The sequence below is a fragment of the Pseudomonas sp. FP1742 genome, assembly GCF_030687145.1.
Taxonomy (GTDB): domain Bacteria; phylum Pseudomonadota; class Gammaproteobacteria; order Pseudomonadales; family Pseudomonadaceae; genus Aquipseudomonas; species Aquipseudomonas frederiksbergensis_D.
Genome location: NZ_CP117460.1, coordinates 1,033,458 through 1,051,316, shown reverse-complemented (window position 1 = coordinate 1,051,316; position 17,859 = coordinate 1,033,458). Strand labels below are relative to the sequence as shown.

The window sequence follows — 17,859 nt, the reverse complement described above, 5'->3', positions numbered from 1 at the left end:
GGTCTCACACCGCCTGCAACCTCTGTAGGACGTGCTTAATGCTCAAGGCGCTGCGTTTTTCCGGCTGGCCGCTGTTGGCCGGCGTGCTTATCGCTCTATTGATTATTCAGCGTTACCCGCAATGGGTCGGGTTACCGAGCCAGGACGTCAATCTGCAGCAGGCCCCGCAGACCCTTGGTGTGCAACAGGGCCCGGTGTCCTATGCCGACGCGGTGACCACGGCCGCGCCGTCAGTGGTCAACCTGTACACCACCAAAGTGGTCAACAAACCCAGCCATCCGCTGTTCGAGGATCCGCAGTTCCGTCGCTTCTTCGGCGACAACTCGCCCAAGCAGAAGCGCATGGAGTCGAGCCTCGGTTCGGGCGTGATCATGAGCCCGGAAGGTTACCTGCTGACCAACAACCACGTGACCAGCGGTGCCGACCAGATTGTGGTGGCGCTCAAGGATGGCCGTGAAACCCTGGCCCGGGTCATCGGCAGCGACCCGGAAACCGACCTCGCGGTGTTGAAGATCGATCTGAAAAACCTGCCGTCGATCACCGTCGGCCGCTCCGACAATCTGCGCATCGGCGACGTGGCCCTGGCCATCGGCAACCCGTTCGGCGTCGGCCAGACCGTGACCATGGGCATCATCAGCGCCACCGGGCGCAATCAGTTGGGCCTGAACAACTACGAAGACTTCATCCAGACCGACGCCGCGATCAACCCCGGCAACTCCGGCGGTGCGCTGGTGGACGCCAACGGCAACCTGACCGGCATCAACACGGCGATTTTCTCCAAGTCCGGTGGCTCGCAAGGCATCGGCTTCGCGATCCCGGTCAAACTGGCGATGGAAGTGATGAAGTCGATCATCGAACACGGCCAGGTGATTCGCGGCTGGCTCGGCATCGAAGTGCAACCGTTGAGTCAGGAACTGGCGGAGTCGTTTGGCCTGTCGGGACGTCCGGGGATTGTGGTCGCGGGGATTTTCCGTGACGGCCCGGCGCAGAAGGCCGGCCTGCAACTGGGCGACGTGATCCTCAGCATTGATGGTGAACCGGCTGGCGATGGTCGCAAGTCAATGAACCAGGTGGCGCGCATCAAACCGACCGACAAGGTCACGATCCAGGTCATGCGCAATGGCAAAGAGCTCAAGCTCACCGCAGAAATCGGCCTGCGTCCGCCGCCTGCACCGATCCAGGAAAAAGAAGAATAGGCCAAGGAGCTGCTGAAGGTTCGGGCCGTGTTCGGACGACTTTTTTTGCACAATCAGCAGCCCCTTAACTCCGAAGCTGTTACAGCAGATACTCACACCAGGCACGTTATGTTGTTTCAATATGACTATTGAACGACATAACAAGTCGTCTAGAAGCATGGCTTCCCTCGCAGGCCCGGTCCTTTGTCTGCAGGGGGATCCAGTCATCTCCGAAGCATCCCAAGCCCTGAACTGGACGCCATCAGCGTCATCTCCGACTACGAATCCCCCGGCTCGATCAAGGGTCACTGCGCAACGCGTTCTTCCAGCGCTACCAAAACCGACACGGCCCTTCACGACTGCTTGAGTACCACCCTCGCCGCCTTCCATATCGAAAAGGAAAACGTCTTCGCACTCGACCCGGGCACCGACGCCTGGCGATTTACCAGCCAGGAGCAAAACTGCCGAAACTTGATCAGATGAAATTGCTGACTCTGCCAGAGGTCGATCCGCTGATGGAGATTGTGCTGAAGGACAATCCGGATGTGGCGACGCGCGGGGTTTTCAATTAGTCCGCGAAAAACGGCAACACCTGTTGCACCACGTAATCGCTTTTTGCAGGCAAGCCTCGCTCCAAGGTCCGTATTGAAGGCAGCCAAACGTGGAGCACAAAAACTTTAAAACAACGATTTATTATTCAAAACAATGCTAAAAAACTGTCATTTATGTCAGTAGCCTCACCCAGACATCAAAGTTAATTTAGATCTTAAGAAGCCACATTATCCTTGCCTTCTGCAACTTATAATTAACCAAGGGAGCTTGACTCATGGATCAACACAAACCTACAAGTAAAGGTACATTTACGGTAAAAGTTAATGATGGAGCTGAAGTCGAAACCACAGATGTGGATTATCATCTCTTTTCCGGGAACTCGCCGGAGCGTTCCGGATATATCATCGGAGGCTGGGAAAACCCACGGGTGAGTATCGGTTTTCCGCCCGGAATCAAGAATAACGAAAAAGTAACAAAAGAATATCCAAAAGACTTCCCGCTCCCCTATCTTACATGGGCGCATAACGGTAATAACGCTGTGGAAGGCTCGATAGAGATCATCTTCACAGATTCACAACGCTATGCTAAAGGAAAATATACTTTCAAACTGAAAGACAATGAACAGATCAGCGGAGAATTTGACGTAGATATCGTTTCAAACTAACAGAACTGCACTGATCAAATGGCTCATTAAGTCTGATCAGTGCAATTGTTAGTTTAAAACCCTATAGGTCACCCAAACCATCAATTAACGCCTGATTCTGCTCTGGCGCGCCAATGGAGATCCGCAGGAACTGGGCAATCCGCTCTTGCTTGAAGTGCCGAACAATCACGCCCTGTTCGCGCAACTTCGCCGCCAGCCCCGCCGCATCGTGCTTCGGGTGACGGGCGAAAATGAAGTTCGCCGCCGACGGCAACACTTCAAACCCCTTCGCCTCCAGTTGCGCGACCACCTTCTCGCGACTCTCGATGACCAACCGGCAGGTCTTGTCGAAATACTCGCGATCTTCGAACGCCGCCGCAGCCCCTACAATCGCCAGGCGATCAAGCGGGTAGGAGTTGAAGCTGTTCTTGATCCGCTCCAGCGCCTCGATCAGGTCCGGGTGCCCCACAGCCAGGCCAACCCGCAGGCCGGCCAGGGAACGGGACTTGGACAGGGTCTGCGTCACCAACAGGTTCGGATAACGGTCCACCAGCGTGATCGCCGTTTCACCGCCGAAGTCGATGTAAGCCTCATCCACCACGACCACCGAATCCGGGCTGGCCTTGAGGATTTGCTCAACAGCGTCCAGTGCCAACAGGCAACCGGTCGGCGCATTCGGGTTCGGAAAGATGATCCCGCCGTTCGGCTTGGCATAGTCCGCCGGGTTGATCTGGAACTGTTCGTCCAGCGCAACCGCATCGAACTTGATGCCATACAACCCGCAGTAAACCGGGTAAAAGCTGTAGCTGATGTCCGGGAACAGCAGCGGTTTATCGTGCTGCAGCAAACCGTGAAAGATGTGCGCCAGGACTTCATCGGAACCGTTACCGAGGAACACCTGATTGCCCTGCACGCCGTAGTACTTGGCAACGGCTTGCTTGAGCAGGTCGCTGTTCGGGTCCGGGTACAGACGCAGGTTGTCGTTCAGTTCGGTTTGCATCGCCGCCAGGGCTTTAGGCGATGGACCGTACGGGTTTTCGTTGGTGTTGAGCTTCACCAGTTTTGCCAGTTTCGGCTGCTCGCCCGGCACATAAGGCACCAGATTCTTGACGAACGGGCTCCAGAATTTACTCATGTTCAGTTCCCCTGCTTGTCATCAAGAATGCGGTATTCAGCACTGCGGGCGTGAGCGCTCAGCGATTCGCCACGGGCCAGTACGGAGGCGGTCTTGCCCAGTTCGGAGGCACCCTGCTCGGAGCAGAAGATGATCGACGAACGTTTCTGGAAGTCGTAAACACCCAGGGGCGAGGAGAAGCGCGCAGTGCCGGAGGTCGGCAATACGTGGTTCGGACCTGCGCAGTAGTCGCCCAGGGCTTCGGAAGTGTGGCGGCCCATGAAGATCGCGCCGGCGTGGCGGATCTGCGGCAGCCAGGCCTGTGGATCGGCGACCGACAGCTCCAGGTGCTCTGGGGCAATGCGGTTGGCCACTTCGATGGCCTGTTCCATGTCGCGAACCTTGATCAGCGCGCCACGGCCATTGATCGAGGTTTCGATGATCTCGGCGCGCTCCATGGTCGGCAGCAATTTGGCGATGCTCGCCGCCACTTTGTCGAGGAACTCGGCGTCCGGGCTGACCAGAATCGCCTGGGCGTCTTCGTCGTGCTCGGCCTGGGAGAACAGGTCCATGGCGATCCAGTCCGGATCGGTCTGGCCGTCACACACCACCAGAATTTCCGAAGGGCCGGCGATCATGTCGATGCCGACCTGGCCGAACACGTGGCGCTTGGCGGTGGCGACATAGATGTTTCCCGGGCCAACCACTTTGTCGACCTTCGGCACGCTTTCGGTGCCGTAGGCCAGCGCCGCAACTGCCTGGGCGCCGCCGATGGTGAACACCCGGTCGACTCCGGCGATGCAGGCCGCGGCCAGCACCAGCTCGTTGACTTCACCGCGCGGGGTCGGCACGACCATGACCACTTCGGTCACGCCTGCCACCTTGGCCGGAATCGCGTTCATCAGTACCGATGACGGGTAGGACGCCTTGCCGCCCGGCACATACAGACCGGCGCGATCCAGTGGCGTGACCTTCTGGCCCAGCACCGTGCCATCGGCTTCGGTGTAGCTCCAGGAGTCCTGTTTCTGTTTTTCGTGGTAGCTGCGCACACGGGTCGCGGCTTTTTCCAGGGCTTCGCGCTGAGGCACGGTGATGCGGGTCAATGCCAGTTCCAGGCGTTCGCGCGGCAGGATCAGGTCCGCCATGGACGCCACTTGCAGGCCGTCGAACTTCTGGGTGAACTCGACCACCGCCGCATCGCCACGCTCGCGCACGGCCTTGATGATGTCCAGCACCCGCTGATTGACCGAGTCGTCAGACACACTTTCCCAGCTCAGCAGATGATCCAGATGATGTGCGAAATCCGGGTCAGCAGCGTTGAGTCGGCGAATTGCAGTCGGTGCGGTCATAGCGAGAGCCTCATAGGATTGGCAAAAACTCAGGCGCCCTAACTTAGCAGTCGTTTCCGCTTGGGCACCTGAGAATTCTGGCTATGAGGCGGATAGACGGGCGCGGTTTATGGCCGCGCAGGTGAATCAGCCGCGGTGTCGAGACTCCACTGCCTTGCGCAGGGTGTCGATCAACGCCTGGATACGGGCATGCTGCATTTTCATCGACGCCTTGTTGACGATCAGACGGGAGCTGATGGCAGCGATGAAATCCTGTGGCTCCAGGCCGTTGGCCCGCAGCGTGTTACCGGTGTCGACCACGTCGATGATCTTGTCCGCCAGACCGATCAGCGGCGCCAGTTCCATCGAGCCGTAGAGCTTGATGATGTCGACCTGACGACCCTGTTCGGCGTAGTAGCGCTTGGCGACGTTGACGAACTTGGTGGCGATGCGCAGGCGGCCCTTGGGCTCGACTGCGCCGACTTTGCCGGCCGTCATCAGTTTGCACTGGGCGATTTGCAGGTCCAGTGGTTCGTACAGCCCCTGGCCGCCGTATTCCATCAGCACGTCTTTACCGGCGACGCCCAGGTCGGCGGCACCATGCTCGACATAGGTCGGCACATCGGTGGCACGCACGATCAGCAAGCGCACATCGGCCTGGGTCGTGGGGATGATCAGCTTGCGGCTCTTGTCCGGATTCTCGGTCGGCACGATGCCCGCTTCAGCCAGAAGCGGCAGGGTGTCGTCAAGGATGCGGCCCTTGGACAGTGCGATAGTCAACATGGGAAACGTCAGTCCTTATCAAGGTACTCATGCCCGGTCGCAAACGGCGCCGGACACACATCGAGCCTGAAACAGACTCGACTTCAACAAATCAACGGGCACGTCCCTGCGCCCATGCAGCGGAAACTAGCCCGGTACGCGGCGGATCTTGGCGCCGAGCATCTGCAGTTTCTCTTCGATGCACTCATAACCACGGTCGATGTGGTAGATGCGATCGATCAGGGTATCGCCTTCGGCGATCAGCGCCGAGATCACCAGGCTCGCCGAAGCACGCAGGTCGGTGGCCATGACTGGCGCGCCCTTGAGCTTTTCGATGCCGGTGACGATGGCGGTGTTGCCTTCGACCTGGATGTGAGCGCCCATGCGGTGCAGTTCGTAAACGTGCATGAAGCGGTTTTCGAAGATCGTCTCGATCACAGCGCCGGTGCCTTCAGCAATGGCGTTGAGGGAGATGAACTGCGCTTGCATGTCGGTCGGGAACGCCGGGTAAGGAGCGGTCCGCACATTGACGGCTTTGGGCCGCTTGCCGTGCATGTTCAGCTCGATCCAGTCTTCACCGCAGGTGATTTCAGCACCCGACTCGCGGAGCTTTTCCAGAACGGCTTCAAGGATGGTCGGATCGGTGTCCTTGACCTTCACACGCCCGCCGGTGACCGCTGCCGCCACCAGATAGGTGCCGGTCTCGATACGGTCAGGCATCACTTTGTAAGTGGTGGTGTGCAGACGCTCGACGCCATCAATGGTGATGGTGTCGGTGCCGGCGCCGGAAACCTTCGCGCCCATGGCGTTCAGGAAGTTTGCCAGGTCGACGACTTCAGGCTCGCGAGCGGCGTTTGCCAGAACGCTGCGGCCCTTGGCCAGAGCGGCTGCCATCATGATGTTTTCGGTACCGGTCACGCTGACGGTATCGAAGAAGAAGTGCGCACCGCGCAGGCCGCCTTCAGGGGCCTTGGCCTTGATGTAGCCGCCTTCGACGTCGATGACCGCGCCCATGGCTTCAAGACCACGGATGTGCAGGTCGACCGGACGCGAACCGATGGCGCAACCGCCAGGCAGTGCAACTTCGGCTTCGCCGAAACGGGCAACCATAGGGCCCAGTACCAGGATCGAGGCGCGCATGGTTTTAACCAGTTCGTACGGCGCGATCAGGGTCTTGATGGTGCGCGGGTCGATTTCGACGCTGAGCTTCTCGTCGATCACCGGCTCAATGCCCATTCGACCGAACAGCTCGATCATGGTGGTGATGTCGTGCAGGTGCGGCAGGTTGGCCACGGTCACCGGGCCATCGCACAGCAAGGTGGCAGCCAGGATCGGCAGGGCAGAGTTCTTTGCCCCGGAGATGCGGATCTCGCCATCTAGACGAGCGCCACCGGTAATAATCAATTTATCCATAAGAATCTCGACGCCCTTGGGCTCAGGTGCGCTCGGCCCAGGCCGCGCTGCTGAAAAATTTCATAGTAACCGCGTGGATGCTGCCATCGGCGATCCATGGGTTCAAATGGGCATAAATGCTCTGCTGACGCTTCACCGGGCTCAACGCCGCCAGTTCATCGCTAATCACGTTCAGCTGAAAGTTGCAGCCTTCGCCCTCAACTTCAATTTGAGTTCCTGGCAGCTTTCCTTCAAGGAAGCTCTTCACTTCTACGGCCTGCATGCTCAACCTCAATCGGCGCCCTGTGCGCGCGGGTCGGACATCATACAAAAAAGCCCCGCGCCTGCGAACCCCGCGAAGCAGGACTCTGACGGGGGGCTTCTTTATAGATGCCGGTTAGGGGTGCGCCAACAGCTCGGTCAATTCGCTGACCTGAGCGATTTCGCGCATGTCTTCGGGCATTGCGCGAATGCTCAGGGCCTTGCCAGCCGCCTGGGCATCGCGCATGAAGCACAGCAGCAGCGACAAGCCGACGCTGCTGGACTTTTCCACTGCGGAGCAATCGACCACCAGCGCCGCCGCGTTACTGGACTTGATCAGCGCCTGCCCCTGCTTGCGCAGGTTCGGGCCCGTCCGGTAATCCAGCACACCGCTGAGCAGCAGCTCGCCGGTTTCGCTCATGCGAATGGCCGACTCACTCATTGGGCTTTCTTCTCGACAGCTTTTTCGGTGTTTTCCTTGGCTTTGGCGACTTCCCCGGCCCAACCATTGATGGTTTTGTCCAGGTCGTTACCATTGCGCTGCATTGCATCAGCGAACTGATCGCGGAACAGCTTGCCAATGTTGATGCCATTGATAATGACGTTGCGCAGCTTCCACTCGCCGTTGATCTTCTCGAGTGTGTAAGACACAGGATAGATCGCGCCGCTGCTGCCCTTGACCGTCATGCCTACGCTGGTACGGTCTCCCGACTCATCCTTGGCAGGCTCAACGGTGATGCCCTGGTTGTTGTATTCGAGCAAGGCGTTGCCATAAAACTGGAACAGGCCCTTTTTGAAGTTTTCTTCAAACGTCTTCATTTGCTCGGGCGTTGCTTTGCGCGAGTATTTGACCGTCATGATGCTTTTGGAAATGCCCTCGGCATCCACCACAGGTCCGACGATGGTATTCAACGCCGTATAAAAGTCTTGTGGATCCTGCTTGTACTTCTCTTTATTGGCCGATAGGTCGGCAAGCATCCGGGTCGTGGTGTCCTGAACCAGATCGTGCGCCGACTGCGCCGCCACGGCGTTAGCCATCAACGGCAGGGCCGCGAGCAATATAAACAGGCCACGTCGTAAGATAGAGATCATTTAAAAGCTCCTCATTTAGCGTCTTTGCTAACGGTATTGAGCAGGAATTTACCGATCAGGTCCTCAAGCACCAGCGACGACTGCGTGTCGTGGATGGTCCCGCCATCCTTGAGCAGGGCTTGTTCCCCGCCCACACTGATGCCGATGTATTTCTCACCCAGCAGGCCAGCAGTCAGGATGGATGCGGTGGAGTCAGTCGGCAGGTTATCTACGCGCTTCTCCAGTTGCATGGTCACCCGACCAGTGAAGCTGTCGCGGTCCAGATCGATCGCCGTGACCTTGCCGATGGTCACACCGGCCATGGTCACTTTAGCTCTGACCGTCAAACCGGCGATATTATCGAAGTACGCATAAAGTTTATAAGTATCGGTGGCTGCGCTCGGGGACAGACCACTGACCCGCAACGCAAGCAACAGCAAAGCCAGTATGCCAGCCAGCAAGAAAAGGCCGACACCGATTTCCAGGGTGCGGTTTTGCATCAGAAATCTCCAAACATCAAGGCGGTCAGAATAAAGTCCAGGCCGAGTACAGCCAAAGAGGCGTACACCACGGTCTTGGTAGTGGCACGACTGATCCCCTCGGAAGTGGGCTCGCAGTCATAGCCTTGGAATACGGCGATCCAGGTCACGACGAAGGCAAACACGATGCTTTTGATAATGCCGTTGAGCACATCGTCGACAAACGTCACGCTGTTTTGCATGTTCGACCAGTAGGAGCCTTCATAGACCCCCAGCCAGTCGACAGCTACCCACGAACCGCCCCAGATACCCACCACGCTGAAAATCATTGCCAGCACTGGCAGGGAAATGAAGCCGGCCCACAGGCGCGGGGCAATGATGTACTTGAGCGGGTCGACCCCGATCATTTCCAGGCTGGACAGCTGCTCGGTGGATTTCATGTTGCCGATTTCGGCGGTCAGCGCCGAACCCGCGCGCCCGGCGAACAGCAAGGCCGTGACCACCGGCCCCAGCTCACGCAGCAGCGTCAGTGCAACCATCTGCCCGACCGCCTGCTCCGACCCATAGCTGGACAGAATGTTGAAGCCCTGCAGCGCCAGCACCATGCCGATAAACACCCCGGAGACCACGATGATCACCAGGGACATCACGCCCACCGAATGCAGTTGCTTGACCAGCAGGCCAAAACCGCCGCCGATGCCGCCACGACCGAGCAAGGCATGAAACAGGAACAGCGCCGAACGACCGAATACCGCCAGCACATCGATGCCGGCGTAGCCGAAGCGGCGCACTCTTTCTATCAGTGAAATCTTGCGCATCAACGCTTCCCCAGAAGATCTGCGCGGTAATCCGGCGCTGGAAAGTGGTATGCGACCGGGCCGTCGGGTTCACCTGTCAAGAATTGACGAATACGTGGCTCGTCCGATTTCATCAAATCCTCGGGCGTGCCCTGGCCCAACACTTGTCCATCGCCCACCACGATGAGGTAGTCGGCGATGCTCGCGGTCTCGGCCAGATCGTGGGAGACCACGATGCTGGTGATGCCCAGCGCATCGTTGAGCAGGCGGATCAGGCGTACCAGCACGCCCATGGCGATCGGGTCCTGACCAACAAAGGGCTCGTCGTACATGAGGATTTGCGGATCAAGAGCAATAGCCCGGGCCAGCGCGACGCGACGCTTCATGCCGCCGGACAATTCGTCAGGCATCAGGTCGATGGCGCCACGCAAGCCCACGGCCTGCAATTTGAGCAGGACAATGTCGCGGATCATTTCTTCCGGCAGCCCGGTATGAACACGCAGCGGAAAGGCGACGTTCTCGAACACATCAAGATCGGTAAACAGTGCGCCACTCTGAAACAGCACACCCATTTGCTTGCGCGCATCGAACAGATCGCTACGCGACAACGCCGGCAGGTTCTGTCCATTGACCCAGACTTCGCCGCTGGTGGGGCGCAATTGCGCGCCTATCAGCCGCAACAGCGTGGTCTTGCCACACCCGGAAGGCCCCATGATACCGGTGACCTTGCCGCGCGGTATGCGGATATCGACGTTATTGAAAATGCTGCGCGCACCGCGCTTGAAGGTCAGTCCCTTCAGCTCGACCGCGTAGGCGTTATCGGCACTCATCTAAACTCCTTGCGATGCAGCCTCTCACTCGGACGCCTGGCTTTCTGGCGAAAGCACATACCTCCCCGGGCAGGCCGAACTGGCGGCGAACTATATCACTGCAAAGGCCAAGCGCCCAAGGCCCAAGCTGGGCACGTTCAGCAACATGACCACCTGAAATCATCTATTTAGAGGGATTCGGTAACAAGGAATGACAAACCGCGACGAACTTGCGTGAGGGTTTTGATCATTACCGCTATAATCGCCGCCTTTTCATCAGGCTATACGATTTCTGACATGAACCAATCCAGCGACCTGATTCAATCTGCACAACGCACCATCCGCCTCGAACTGGAAGCCGTACAAGGCTTGCTGCCCCATATCGACGCAGATTTCGTACGCGCTTGCGAGATGATTCTGGCCAGCAAAGGCCGCGTGGTCGTGGTCGGCATGGGCAAGTCGGGGCATATCGGCAACAAGATTGCCGCCACCCTTGCCAGCACCGGCACCACGGCTTTCTTTGTACATCCGGCCGAAGCCAGCCACGGCGACATGGGCATGATCACTCGCGATGACATCATCCTGGCGCTGTCGAACTCCGGCTCCACCAATGAAATCGTCACCCTGTTGCCACTGATCAAGCGCCTGGGCATCAAATTGATCAGCGTCACCGGCAATCCCGACTCAGCGCTGGCCAAGGCCGCCGAAGTCAACCTCAACGTTCACGTCGAGCACGAAGCCTGCCCGCTGAACCTGGCACCGACCTCGTCGACCACCGCCGCCCTGGTGATGGGCGATGCCCTGGCGGTTGCGCTGCTGGAAGCCCGCGGCTTTACCGCTGAAGATTTCGCCTTTTCCCACCCTGGCGGCGCGCTGGGCCGACGCCTGCTGCTGAAAGTGGAAAACGTCATGCACGCCGGGCAAGAGCTGCCGCAGGTTCAGCGCGGCACCCTGCTCAAGGACGCTCTGATGGAAATGACCCGCAAGGGCTTGGGCATGACCGTGGTTCTGGAAGCCGACGGCAAACTCGCCGGGATCTTCACCGACGGCGACCTGCGCCGCACCCTGGACCGCAGCATCGACATCCACAGCGCCACCATCGACCAGGTCATGACCGCCCATGGCAAGACCGCACGTGCCGAGATGCTTGCCGCCGAGGCGCTTAAAATCATGGAAGACCACAAGATCAATGCGCTGGTCGTGGTCGACAGCGAAGACCGCCCGGTCGGCGCCTTGAACATGCACGACTTGCTGCGCGCGGGAGTAATGTAATGAGCACGGACCTGCTGCTACGCGGCAAACAGATCAAACTGGCGGTATTCGACGTCGACGGCGTGCTGACCGACGGGCGCCTGTACTTCCTCGAAGACGGCAGCGAATTCAAGACCTTCAATACCCTCGACGGCCAGGGCATCAAGATGTTGATGGCAGCCGGCGTACAGACGGCTATCATCAGCGGCCGCAAGACCCCGGTAGTCGAACGCCGCGCGAAAAACCTCGGCATTCCACACCTGTTCCAGGGTCGCGAAGATAAACTGGTGGTGCTCGACGGGCTTCTTGCCCAACTGAACCTGAGCTATGAACAAGTGGCCTACCTTGGCGACGACCTGCCAGACCTGCCGGTGATTCGCCGGGTTGGCCTGGGCATGGCGGTGGCCAACGCTGCCAGCTTCGTGCGCGAACATGCCCACGGCATCACCCAGGCCCGTGGTGGCGAGGGTGCCGCTCGCGAATTCTGCGAATTGATCCTGCGCGCCCAGGGCCGCCTCGATGCGGCCAACGCCGCGTACCTGTGAGCCCATCATGCTGAGCAAAAAGATTCGCAACATCCTGATATTCGGTTGCATCGCGGCGCTGTTCGCCGCGGTCGGCTACTGGAACATCAGCCCGGAACGCTTCCTCGACAAGCCAGTGGCCAAGGTCGATGAAAGCGCGATCGACTATTACGCCATCAACGCCCATAGCGTGCAGTACCTGCCGGACGGCAAATTGCAGTACGAAATGACGTCCGACAAGGTCGAACACCTGAAAGCGACCGAAGTGACGTTACTGTCCAATCCTGACCTGAACATGTTTCGCGGTACCGAGTTCCCCTGGCATGTCCAGAGCGAACGCGGCGAAGTCAACCCGGACGGCACCCAGGTCGAGCTGATTGACTCGGTACGTATCACCCGTTTCGACGAAAAAAACCGTAAAACCCTGATTACCACCACCCGTATGACAGTGTTCCCGCAGCAGCAATATGCGCAGACCGATCAACCCGTTAGAATCGACGGCGCTGGCGGCGTATCGACAGGCAACGGAATGAAAGCGTACTTGAAAGAAAGCAGGATACACCTGCTATCTAACGTAAGAGGACAGTATGAGGCTCGTTAAAACTCTCCCTATTTTGCTCAGTCTGAGCGCAGCACTGGGAAGCGTGAGCGCCTGGGCTCTGCCGACCGATCAAGCGCAGCCTATCCGCATCCAGGCCGACGACGCCCAGCTGGACGACAAGAATGGTATTGCCACCTATAAAGGTGACGTGATCATCACTCAGGGCTCGATGATCGTTAAGGGCAACACCGTGACCATCACCCGCACGCCTGCGGGCGACATCGACGTGGTGACTTCGGTGGGCAACCTCGCCTACTTCGAGCAACTGCAGACCGCCGGCGACACCAAGCCTGTTCAGGGCTGGGGTGTAACCATCCAGTACCACGCGGCGCAAAACCGCGTCGTGCTGATCGACAAGGCTAAAGTTGTCGACAAGGACAACAACACCACCCAGGGCGAGAAAATCGTCTACGACACGGTCAAGAAGCTTGCGAGCGCCGGTCGCGCCACGGGCAACAAAGTCACCGAGGCGCGTCCGCGCATCGACATGGTGATCCAGCCGAAAAAGAAAACCGACGAGCAAAAGGCCCAGTAATGGCAACTCTGAAAGCTCAGCATCTGGCCAAGAGCTACAAGAGCCGCCAGGTCGTGCGTGACGTCAGCCTGTCCATCGACAGCGGTCAGATCGTCGGCCTGCTTGGCCCCAACGGTGCCGGCAAGACCACCTGCTTCTACATGATCGTCGGCCTGGTGCAGGCCGACCAGGGCCGCGTACTGATCGACGACCTGGACGTCAGCCACCAGCCCATGCACGGTCGCGCCAAAGCCGGCATCGGCTATCTGCCGCAAGAGGCGTCGATCTTCCGCAAGCTTTCGGTGGCCGACAACATCATGGCCATCCTCGAGACCCGCAAGGAACTCGACAAGGCCGGTCGCCGCAAAGAGCTGGAAAGCCTGCTGCAGGAATTTCACATCCACCACATCCGGGACAACCTTGGGATGAGCCTGTCCGGTGGCGAACGCCGCCGCGTGGAAATCGCCCGAGCACTGGCCACCAACCCGAAATTCATCCTCCTCGACGAACCTTTCGCCGGCGTGGACCCGATCTCGGTGGGCGACATCAAGCAGATCATCCATCACCTCAAGGCCAAAGGCATTGGCGTGCTGATCACAGACCACAACGTCCGTGAAACCCTGGACATCTGCGAAACGGCCTACATCGTCAACGATGGCCAACTGATCGCTGAAGGTGACTCCGCCACTATCCTGGCCAACGAATTGGTCAAGGAAGTGTATCTGGGCCACGAGTTCCGCCTGTAAGCGCTGAGGTGCCTGGCCAATCGCCCGGGCGCTTGTTTCAATAAAAAATCAATAGGTTTTTATTGTTACGGCGCTCCAGGCAAACACGTCGCTCCAAAGGTGTTCAGCCATCAGCAAGGGCCACGTGTCAATAAAGCTTTATAGTTTTTTATTGTTACAGCGCTCTAGGCAAACACTTCAGTTTCAGGCATATAATTTGCTTATGTTTGGCGCTTCGGCGCCCTGTAGTGGATGGCGCATGTGCGCCGGCGAATAAGGTGTTAAGCCCCTGCCATGAAACCATCGCTAGTCTTGAGAATGGGCCAGCAGCTGACGATGACACCGCAGCTGCAACAGGCTATCCGCCTGCTCCAATTGTCGACCCTGGACCTGCAACAGGAAATCCAGGAGGCCCTGGAGTCCAATCCGATGCTCGAACGCCAGGAAGAAGGCGACGACCTCGATAACGCCGACCCCTTGGCCGATAACGCCGAACAAAAACCCAACCCCGACATTCAGGAACCCTCCTACCAGGAAACCGCTCCGACGGTGGATAACCTTGAGGACGGCGACTGGAACGAGCGCATTCCCAACGAATTGCCTGTCGACACCGCCTGGGAAGACGTCTACCAGACCAGCGCCAGCAGCCTGCCGAGCAACGATGACGACGAGTGGGACTTCACCACCCGCACATCGGTCGGTGAAAGCCTGCAAAGCCATTTGCTCTGGCAACTGAACCTGGCACCGATGTCCGACACCGATCGCCTGATCGCCGTGACCCTGATCGACTGCATCAACAATCAGGGCTATCTGGACGAGACCCTCGAGGAAATCCTCGAGGCCTTCGATCCGGAACTGGACATCGAGCTGGACGAAATCGAAGCCGTCCTGCACCGCATCCAGCAATTCGAACCCGCCGGCATCGGCGCCCGCAACCTGGGTGAATGCCTGCTGCTGCAACTGCGCCAACTGCCCGCCAAGACCCCTTGGCTGGCGGAGGCCAAGCGCCTGGTCACCGATTACATCGACCTGCTCGGCAGCCGCGACTACAGCCAGCTGATGCGCCGCATGAAGCTCAAGGAAGATGAACTGCGTCAGGTGATCGAACTGGTCCAGAGCCTCAACCCGCGCCCGGGCTCGCAAATCGAGTCCACCGAAGCCGAATACGTCGTTCCCGACGTGATCGTACGCAAGGACAACGAGCGCTGGCTGGTGGAGCTGAACCAGGAGTCGGTGCCACGCCTGCGGGTCAACGCCCAATACGCCGGCTTCGTGCGCCGCGCCGATACCAGCGCAGATAACACTTTCATGCGTAATCAGTTGCAGGAGGCTCGCTGGTTCATCAAGAGCCTGCAAAGCCGCAACGAAACCCTGATGAAAGTAGCCACTCAGATCGTCGAGCATCAACGCGGCTTTCTGGAGTACGGCGACGAAGCCATGAAACCGTTGGTGCTGCATGACATCGCCGAAGCGGTGGGCATGCATGAATCGACGATTTCACGGGTGACCACGCAAAAATTCATGCATACCCCACGGGGCATCTATGAACTGAAATACTTTTTTTCCAGCCACGTCAGCACCTCCGAAGGCGGGGAATGCTCGTCTACGGCGATCCGCGCGATCATCAAGAAACTGGTTGCCGCGGAAAATCAGAAAAAGCCGTTGAGTGACAGCAAGATCGCTGGTTTACTGGAGGCACAAGGCATTCAGGTAGCCCGTCGTACGGTCGCCAAGTACCGCGAATCCCTGGGGATCGCGCCTTCCAGCGAACGGAAGCGGTTGATGTAGCCGCCGGGCTCGCCACAGCGTTCCAGTGGCAGGCATTTCTGCCTGCCGCTTTATGCACTGGCAACGAAGGAGAAGCTGTATGCAAGTCAACATCAGTGGACACCAACTGGAAGTGACCGAACCTCTTCGCACCTACATCGGCGAAAAACTCGAACGATTAGAGAGGCATTTCGACAAGATCACCAACGTGCAAGTCACGATGAACGTCGAGAAGCTGCTGCAGAAAATCGAAGCCACGCTGCATATTCCCGGCGGAGAAGTAGTCGCCAATGCCGAGCATACGGACATGTATGCCGCCATTGACCTGCTGACCGACAAGCTGGATCGCCAACTCAAAAAGCATAAGGAAAAGACCCAGAGCCTCCTCCAGGGCGCGACCGGTCGTTAACACTCCCAACCCATGATCCGACTTGAAAGCATCCTGACCCCCGGCCGTTCCCTGGTGAACGCGCCGGGTGGCAGTAAAAAGAAAGCCCTCGAACAAATTGCCAACCTTATCCACCGCGAAGTACCGGATCTGGAAATGCAGGACGTCTTCGAGGCCTTGATTGCCCGTGAGAAACTCGGCTCTACCGGTTTCGGCAACGGCATCGCGATCCCCCACTGCCGGCTCAAAGGCTGCACCTCGCCAATCAGTGCGCTGCTGCACCTGGAAGCCCCTATCGATTTTGACGCCATTGACGGCGCCCCGGTTGACCTGCTGTTTGTTCTACTGGTCCCGGAAGCCGCCACCGATGCGCACCTGGAACTGCTACGCCAGATCGCCAGCATGCTTGACCGCAAGGAAGTGCGTGAAAAACTGCGCAGCGCCCCGAGCAACGAAGCCTTGTATCAGGTTGTCCTGGACGAGCAAAACGGTCACTAATCATGCGCCTGATTATCGTCAGCGGCCGCTCCGGCTCAGGTAAAAGTACTGCCCTCGATGTTCTCGAGGACAACGGCTACTACTGCATCGACAACCTGCCGGCCGGTCTGCTGCCGGAACTGGCCGAGCGTGCGCTGATTCATACCGAACTGGCACAACCGCTGGTGGCGGTGTCCATCGATGCGCGCAACTTGCCGAGCCATCTGTCACGCTTTCCCGAACTGCTGGAAGAAGTCCGCAGCCGGCATATCCAGTGCGATGTGCTGTACCTGGACGCCGACGAAGAAACCCTGCTCAAACGCTTTTCGGAAACACGCCGTCGTCACCCGCTCAGCAGCGCCAATCGCTCGCTGGCGGAGGCGATAGAGGACGAAACCAATTTACTGGGGCCGATCGCCGACCTGGCCGACCTCAAGGTCAACACCACCAATCTGAACCTGTATCAGCTGCGCGATACCATCAAGCTGCGCCTGCTGAATCAGCCGGAGCCCGGTACTGCGTTCCTGGTGGAGTCTTTCGGGTTCAAGCGTGGCATGCCGGTGGACGCCGATCTGGTGTTCGACGTGCGCTGCCTGCCTAACCCTTACTGGAAACCGGAGCTGCGGGCACAGTCCGGGCTCGATCAACCGGTGGCCGACTACCTGGCGGCGCAGCCGGATGTCGAAGAGATGTTCCAGGACATTTCCTCCTACCTGCTCAAGTGGCTGCCCCGCTTTGCCGCCAGCAACCGCGCCTATGTCACTATTGCCATTGGCTGCACCGGCGGGCATCACCGCTCTGTCTACCTGACCGAACGTCTGGGCCAGGTCCTGCAACAATCCCTGAAGAACGTCCAGGTTCGCCACCGCGACCTCAGCTAAAGGATTCACATCGCGATGCCTGCTCTGGAAATCGAAATCATTAACAAGCTGGGCCTGCATGCCCGCGCGTCTGCCAAATTTGTCGGAGTCGCCGGTCAGTTCAAGGATTGCACGATCAGGGTAGGACGCACGCCAGAAACCGTGGTCGACGGCAAAAGCATCATGGCCATGATGATGCTGGCTGCTGGCAAAGGCACAAAAATCTACCTGAGTACCGAAGGTGAACAGGAGCAGGAAGCGCTGGATGCACTGGTGGCGCTGATCAACAACTACTTCGACGAAGGCGAATAAACAGCAAAAGATTGCAGCCTTCGGCAGCTCCTACGCGTCTTTGGGCGATGCTAAGGG

22 protein-coding genes and 1 pseudogene are annotated in these 17,859 nt (G+C 58.5%); 13 read left to right on the top strand and 10 right to left on the bottom strand.

What is annotated here, in order from left to right; genetic code table 11:
- Positions 1-38 precede the first annotated feature (38 nt).
- From algW to PSH64_RS04530, 3 genes and pseudogenes are all read left to right on the top strand, one after another.
- Positions 39-1,196, top strand: coding sequence for a Do family serine endopeptidase AlgW (gene algW, locus PSH64_RS04540; RefSeq protein WP_105340091.1), 1,158 nt, complete (start codon positions 39-41; stop codon positions 1,194-1,196).
- Between the two features lie 121 nt (positions 1,197-1,317).
- Positions 1,318-1,616, top strand: a pseudogene (locus tag PSH64_RS04535) (hypothetical protein); the annotation flags it as partial.
- Between the two features lie 385 nt (positions 1,617-2,001).
- Positions 2,002-2,391 (top strand): hypothetical protein, encoded by a 390-nt coding sequence (locus PSH64_RS04530; protein WP_305480088.1) that lies wholly within the window; start codon positions 2,002-2,004, stop codon positions 2,389-2,391.
- Positions 2,392-2,452: 61 nt separating this feature from the next.
- Here PSH64_RS04530 and hisC read toward each other — a convergent pair whose 3' ends face one another.
- The 10 genes from hisC to PSH64_RS04480 all read right to left on the bottom strand — a co-directional run bounded on the left by hisC (position 2,453) and on the right by PSH64_RS04480 (position 10,404).
- Positions 2,453-3,505 (bottom strand): histidinol-phosphate transaminase, encoded by a 1,053-nt coding sequence (gene hisC / locus PSH64_RS04525; protein WP_105340089.1) that lies wholly within the window; start codon positions 3,503-3,505, stop codon positions 2,453-2,455.
- 2 nt (positions 3,506-3,507) lie between these two features.
- Complete coding sequence (gene hisD, locus PSH64_RS04520) at positions 3,508-4,833, bottom strand: histidinol dehydrogenase (protein ID WP_018927194.1); 1,326 nt, start codon at positions 4,831-4,833, stop codon at positions 3,508-3,510.
- Between the two features lie 126 nt (positions 4,834-4,959).
- Positions 4,960-5,595, bottom strand: a complete 636-nt coding sequence (hisG, locus tag PSH64_RS04515) for an ATP phosphoribosyltransferase (protein ID WP_007941260.1) — start codon at positions 5,593-5,595, stop codon at positions 4,960-4,962.
- Between the two features lie 126 nt (positions 5,596-5,721).
- Entirely contained in the window at positions 5,722-6,987 is a 1,266-nt protein-coding gene (murA, locus tag PSH64_RS04510; RefSeq protein WP_008070575.1) for a UDP-N-acetylglucosamine 1-carboxyvinyltransferase, read from the bottom strand.
- Between the two features lie 22 nt (positions 6,988-7,009).
- Entirely contained in the window at positions 7,010-7,249 is a 240-nt protein-coding gene (locus tag PSH64_RS04505) for a BolA family protein (RefSeq protein ID WP_105340088.1), read from the bottom strand.
- Between the two features lie 114 nt (positions 7,250-7,363).
- Positions 7,364-7,669, bottom strand: a complete 306-nt coding sequence (locus PSH64_RS04500) for a lipid asymmetry maintenance protein MlaB (protein WP_105340087.1) — start codon at positions 7,667-7,669, stop codon at positions 7,364-7,366.
- A complete protein-coding gene (locus PSH64_RS04495) occupies positions 7,666-8,319 on the bottom strand; it encodes a phospholipid-binding protein MlaC (RefSeq protein WP_105340086.1) in 654 nt (217 codons plus the stop codon). The genes PSH64_RS04500 and PSH64_RS04495 overlap by 4 nt, the downstream gene beginning before the upstream one ends.
- Before the next feature lie 11 nt (positions 8,320-8,330).
- Complete coding sequence (gene mlaD, locus PSH64_RS04490; protein ID WP_105340085.1) at positions 8,331-8,798, bottom strand: outer membrane lipid asymmetry maintenance protein MlaD; 468 nt, start codon at positions 8,796-8,798, stop codon at positions 8,331-8,333.
- Positions 8,798-9,595: a lipid asymmetry maintenance ABC transporter permease subunit MlaE gene (mlaE, locus tag PSH64_RS04485; RefSeq protein ID WP_008008628.1), complete on the bottom strand. Its 798-nt coding sequence runs from the start codon at positions 9,593-9,595 to the stop codon at positions 8,798-8,800. The genes mlaD and mlaE overlap by 1 nt, the downstream gene beginning before the upstream one ends.
- The gene (locus PSH64_RS04480; RefSeq protein ID WP_105340084.1) at positions 9,595-10,404 is read right to left on the bottom strand and encodes an ABC transporter ATP-binding protein; all 810 of its coding nucleotides are present in this window, start codon (positions 10,402-10,404) and stop codon (positions 9,595-9,597) included. The genes mlaE and PSH64_RS04480 overlap by 1 nt, the downstream gene beginning before the upstream one ends.
- A gap of 276 nt (positions 10,405-10,680) precedes the next feature.
- Between PSH64_RS04480 and PSH64_RS04475 the strand changes: the two genes are divergently transcribed.
- The 10 genes from PSH64_RS04475 (at position 10,681) to PSH64_RS04430 (ending at position 17,802) form a co-directional block, all read left to right on the top strand.
- Positions 10,681-11,655, top strand: a complete 975-nt coding sequence (locus tag PSH64_RS04475; RefSeq protein ID WP_305480080.1) for a KpsF/GutQ family sugar-phosphate isomerase — start codon at positions 10,681-10,683, stop codon at positions 11,653-11,655.
- Positions 11,655-12,179, top strand: coding sequence for an HAD family hydrolase (locus PSH64_RS04470; RefSeq protein WP_105340082.1), 525 nt, complete (start codon positions 11,655-11,657; stop codon positions 12,177-12,179). Before PSH64_RS04475 ends, PSH64_RS04470 begins: the two co-directional genes overlap by 1 nt.
- A 7-nt stretch (positions 12,180-12,186) precedes the next feature.
- On the top strand, positions 12,187-12,759 hold the full coding sequence (gene lptC, locus PSH64_RS04465) for an LPS export ABC transporter periplasmic protein LptC (RefSeq protein WP_105340081.1): 573 nt from the start codon (positions 12,187-12,189) through the stop codon (positions 12,757-12,759).
- Entirely contained in the window at positions 12,746-13,294 is a 549-nt protein-coding gene (gene lptA / locus PSH64_RS04460) for a lipopolysaccharide transport periplasmic protein LptA (protein ID WP_105340080.1), read from the top strand. Before lptC ends, lptA begins: the two co-directional genes overlap by 14 nt.
- Positions 13,294-14,019, top strand: coding sequence for an LPS export ABC transporter ATP-binding protein (gene lptB / locus PSH64_RS04455; RefSeq protein WP_007901537.1), 726 nt, complete (start codon positions 13,294-13,296; stop codon positions 14,017-14,019). Before lptA ends, lptB begins: the two co-directional genes overlap by 1 nt.
- 273 nt (positions 14,020-14,292) lie before the next feature.
- Entirely contained in the window at positions 14,293-15,786 is a 1,494-nt protein-coding gene (locus PSH64_RS04450; protein WP_305480079.1) for an RNA polymerase factor sigma-54, read from the top strand.
- Between the two features lie 79 nt (positions 15,787-15,865).
- Complete coding sequence (gene hpf, locus PSH64_RS04445) at positions 15,866-16,174, top strand: ribosome hibernation-promoting factor, HPF/YfiA family (protein WP_039010540.1); 309 nt, start codon at positions 15,866-15,868, stop codon at positions 16,172-16,174.
- A gap of 12 nt (positions 16,175-16,186) precedes the next feature.
- Entirely contained in the window at positions 16,187-16,651 is a 465-nt protein-coding gene (ptsN, locus tag PSH64_RS04440; RefSeq protein WP_105340078.1) for a PTS IIA-like nitrogen regulatory protein PtsN, read from the top strand.
- 2 nt (positions 16,652-16,653) lie between these two features.
- A complete protein-coding gene (gene rapZ / locus PSH64_RS04435) occupies positions 16,654-17,511 on the top strand; it encodes an RNase adapter RapZ (RefSeq protein ID WP_018927209.1) in 858 nt (285 codons plus the stop codon).
- Between the two features lie 15 nt (positions 17,512-17,526).
- Positions 17,527-17,802 carry an HPr family phosphocarrier protein gene (locus tag PSH64_RS04430; RefSeq protein WP_105340077.1) on the top strand — a complete coding sequence of 92 codons (276 nt, stop codon included), beginning with the start codon at positions 17,527-17,529 and terminating at the stop codon, positions 17,800-17,802.
- The last annotated feature ends 57 nt before the right edge of the window (positions 17,803-17,859 follow it).

Coding starts and splice junctions, on each gene's coding strand:
- algW (WP_105340091.1), top strand. CDS start 39: ATGCTCAAGGCGCTGCGTTTTTCCGGCTGGCCGCTGTTGGCCGGCGTG.
- PSH64_RS04530 (WP_305480088.1), top strand. CDS start 2,002: ATGGATCAACACAAACCTACAAGTAAAGGTACATTTACGGTAAAAGTT.
- hisC (WP_105340089.1), bottom strand. CDS start 3,505: ATGAGTAAATTCTGGAGCCCGTTCGTCAAGAATCTGGTGCCTTATGTG.
- hisD (WP_018927194.1), bottom strand. CDS start 4,833: ATGACCGCACCGACTGCAATTCGCCGACTCAACGCTGCTGACCCGGAT.
- hisG (WP_007941260.1), bottom strand. CDS start 5,595: ATGTTGACTATCGCACTGTCCAAGGGCCGCATCCTTGACGACACCCTG.
- murA (WP_008070575.1), bottom strand. CDS start 6,987: ATGGATAAATTGATTATTACCGGTGGCGCTCGTCTAGATGGCGAGATC.
- PSH64_RS04505 (WP_105340088.1), bottom strand. CDS start 7,249: ATGCAGGCCGTAGAAGTGAAGAGCTTCCTTGAAGGAAAGCTGCCAGGA.
- PSH64_RS04500 (WP_105340087.1), bottom strand. CDS start 7,669: ATGAGTGAGTCGGCCATTCGCATGAGCGAAACCGGCGAGCTGCTGCTC.
- PSH64_RS04495 (WP_105340086.1), bottom strand. CDS start 8,319: ATGATCTCTATCTTACGACGTGGCCTGTTTATATTGCTCGCGGCCCTG.
- mlaD (WP_105340085.1), bottom strand. CDS start 8,798: ATGCAAAACCGCACCCTGGAAATCGGTGTCGGCCTTTTCTTGCTGGCT.
- mlaE (WP_008008628.1), bottom strand. CDS start 9,595: ATGCGCAAGATTTCACTGATAGAAAGAGTGCGCCGCTTCGGCTACGCC.
- PSH64_RS04480 (WP_105340084.1), bottom strand. CDS start 10,404: ATGAGTGCCGATAACGCCTACGCGGTCGAGCTGAAGGGACTGACCTTC.
- PSH64_RS04475 (WP_305480080.1), top strand. CDS start 10,681: ATGAACCAATCCAGCGACCTGATTCAATCTGCACAACGCACCATCCGC.
- PSH64_RS04470 (WP_105340082.1), top strand. CDS start 11,655: ATGAGCACGGACCTGCTGCTACGCGGCAAACAGATCAAACTGGCGGTA.
- lptC (WP_105340081.1), top strand. CDS start 12,187: ATGCTGAGCAAAAAGATTCGCAACATCCTGATATTCGGTTGCATCGCG.
- lptA (WP_105340080.1), top strand. CDS start 12,746: ATGAGGCTCGTTAAAACTCTCCCTATTTTGCTCAGTCTGAGCGCAGCA.
- lptB (WP_007901537.1), top strand. CDS start 13,294: ATGGCAACTCTGAAAGCTCAGCATCTGGCCAAGAGCTACAAGAGCCGC.
- PSH64_RS04450 (WP_305480079.1), top strand. CDS start 14,293: ATGAAACCATCGCTAGTCTTGAGAATGGGCCAGCAGCTGACGATGACA.
- hpf (WP_039010540.1), top strand. CDS start 15,866: ATGCAAGTCAACATCAGTGGACACCAACTGGAAGTGACCGAACCTCTT.
- ptsN (WP_105340078.1), top strand. CDS start 16,187: ATGATCCGACTTGAAAGCATCCTGACCCCCGGCCGTTCCCTGGTGAAC.
- rapZ (WP_018927209.1), top strand. CDS start 16,654: ATGCGCCTGATTATCGTCAGCGGCCGCTCCGGCTCAGGTAAAAGTACT.
- PSH64_RS04430 (WP_105340077.1), top strand. CDS start 17,527: ATGCCTGCTCTGGAAATCGAAATCATTAACAAGCTGGGCCTGCATGCC.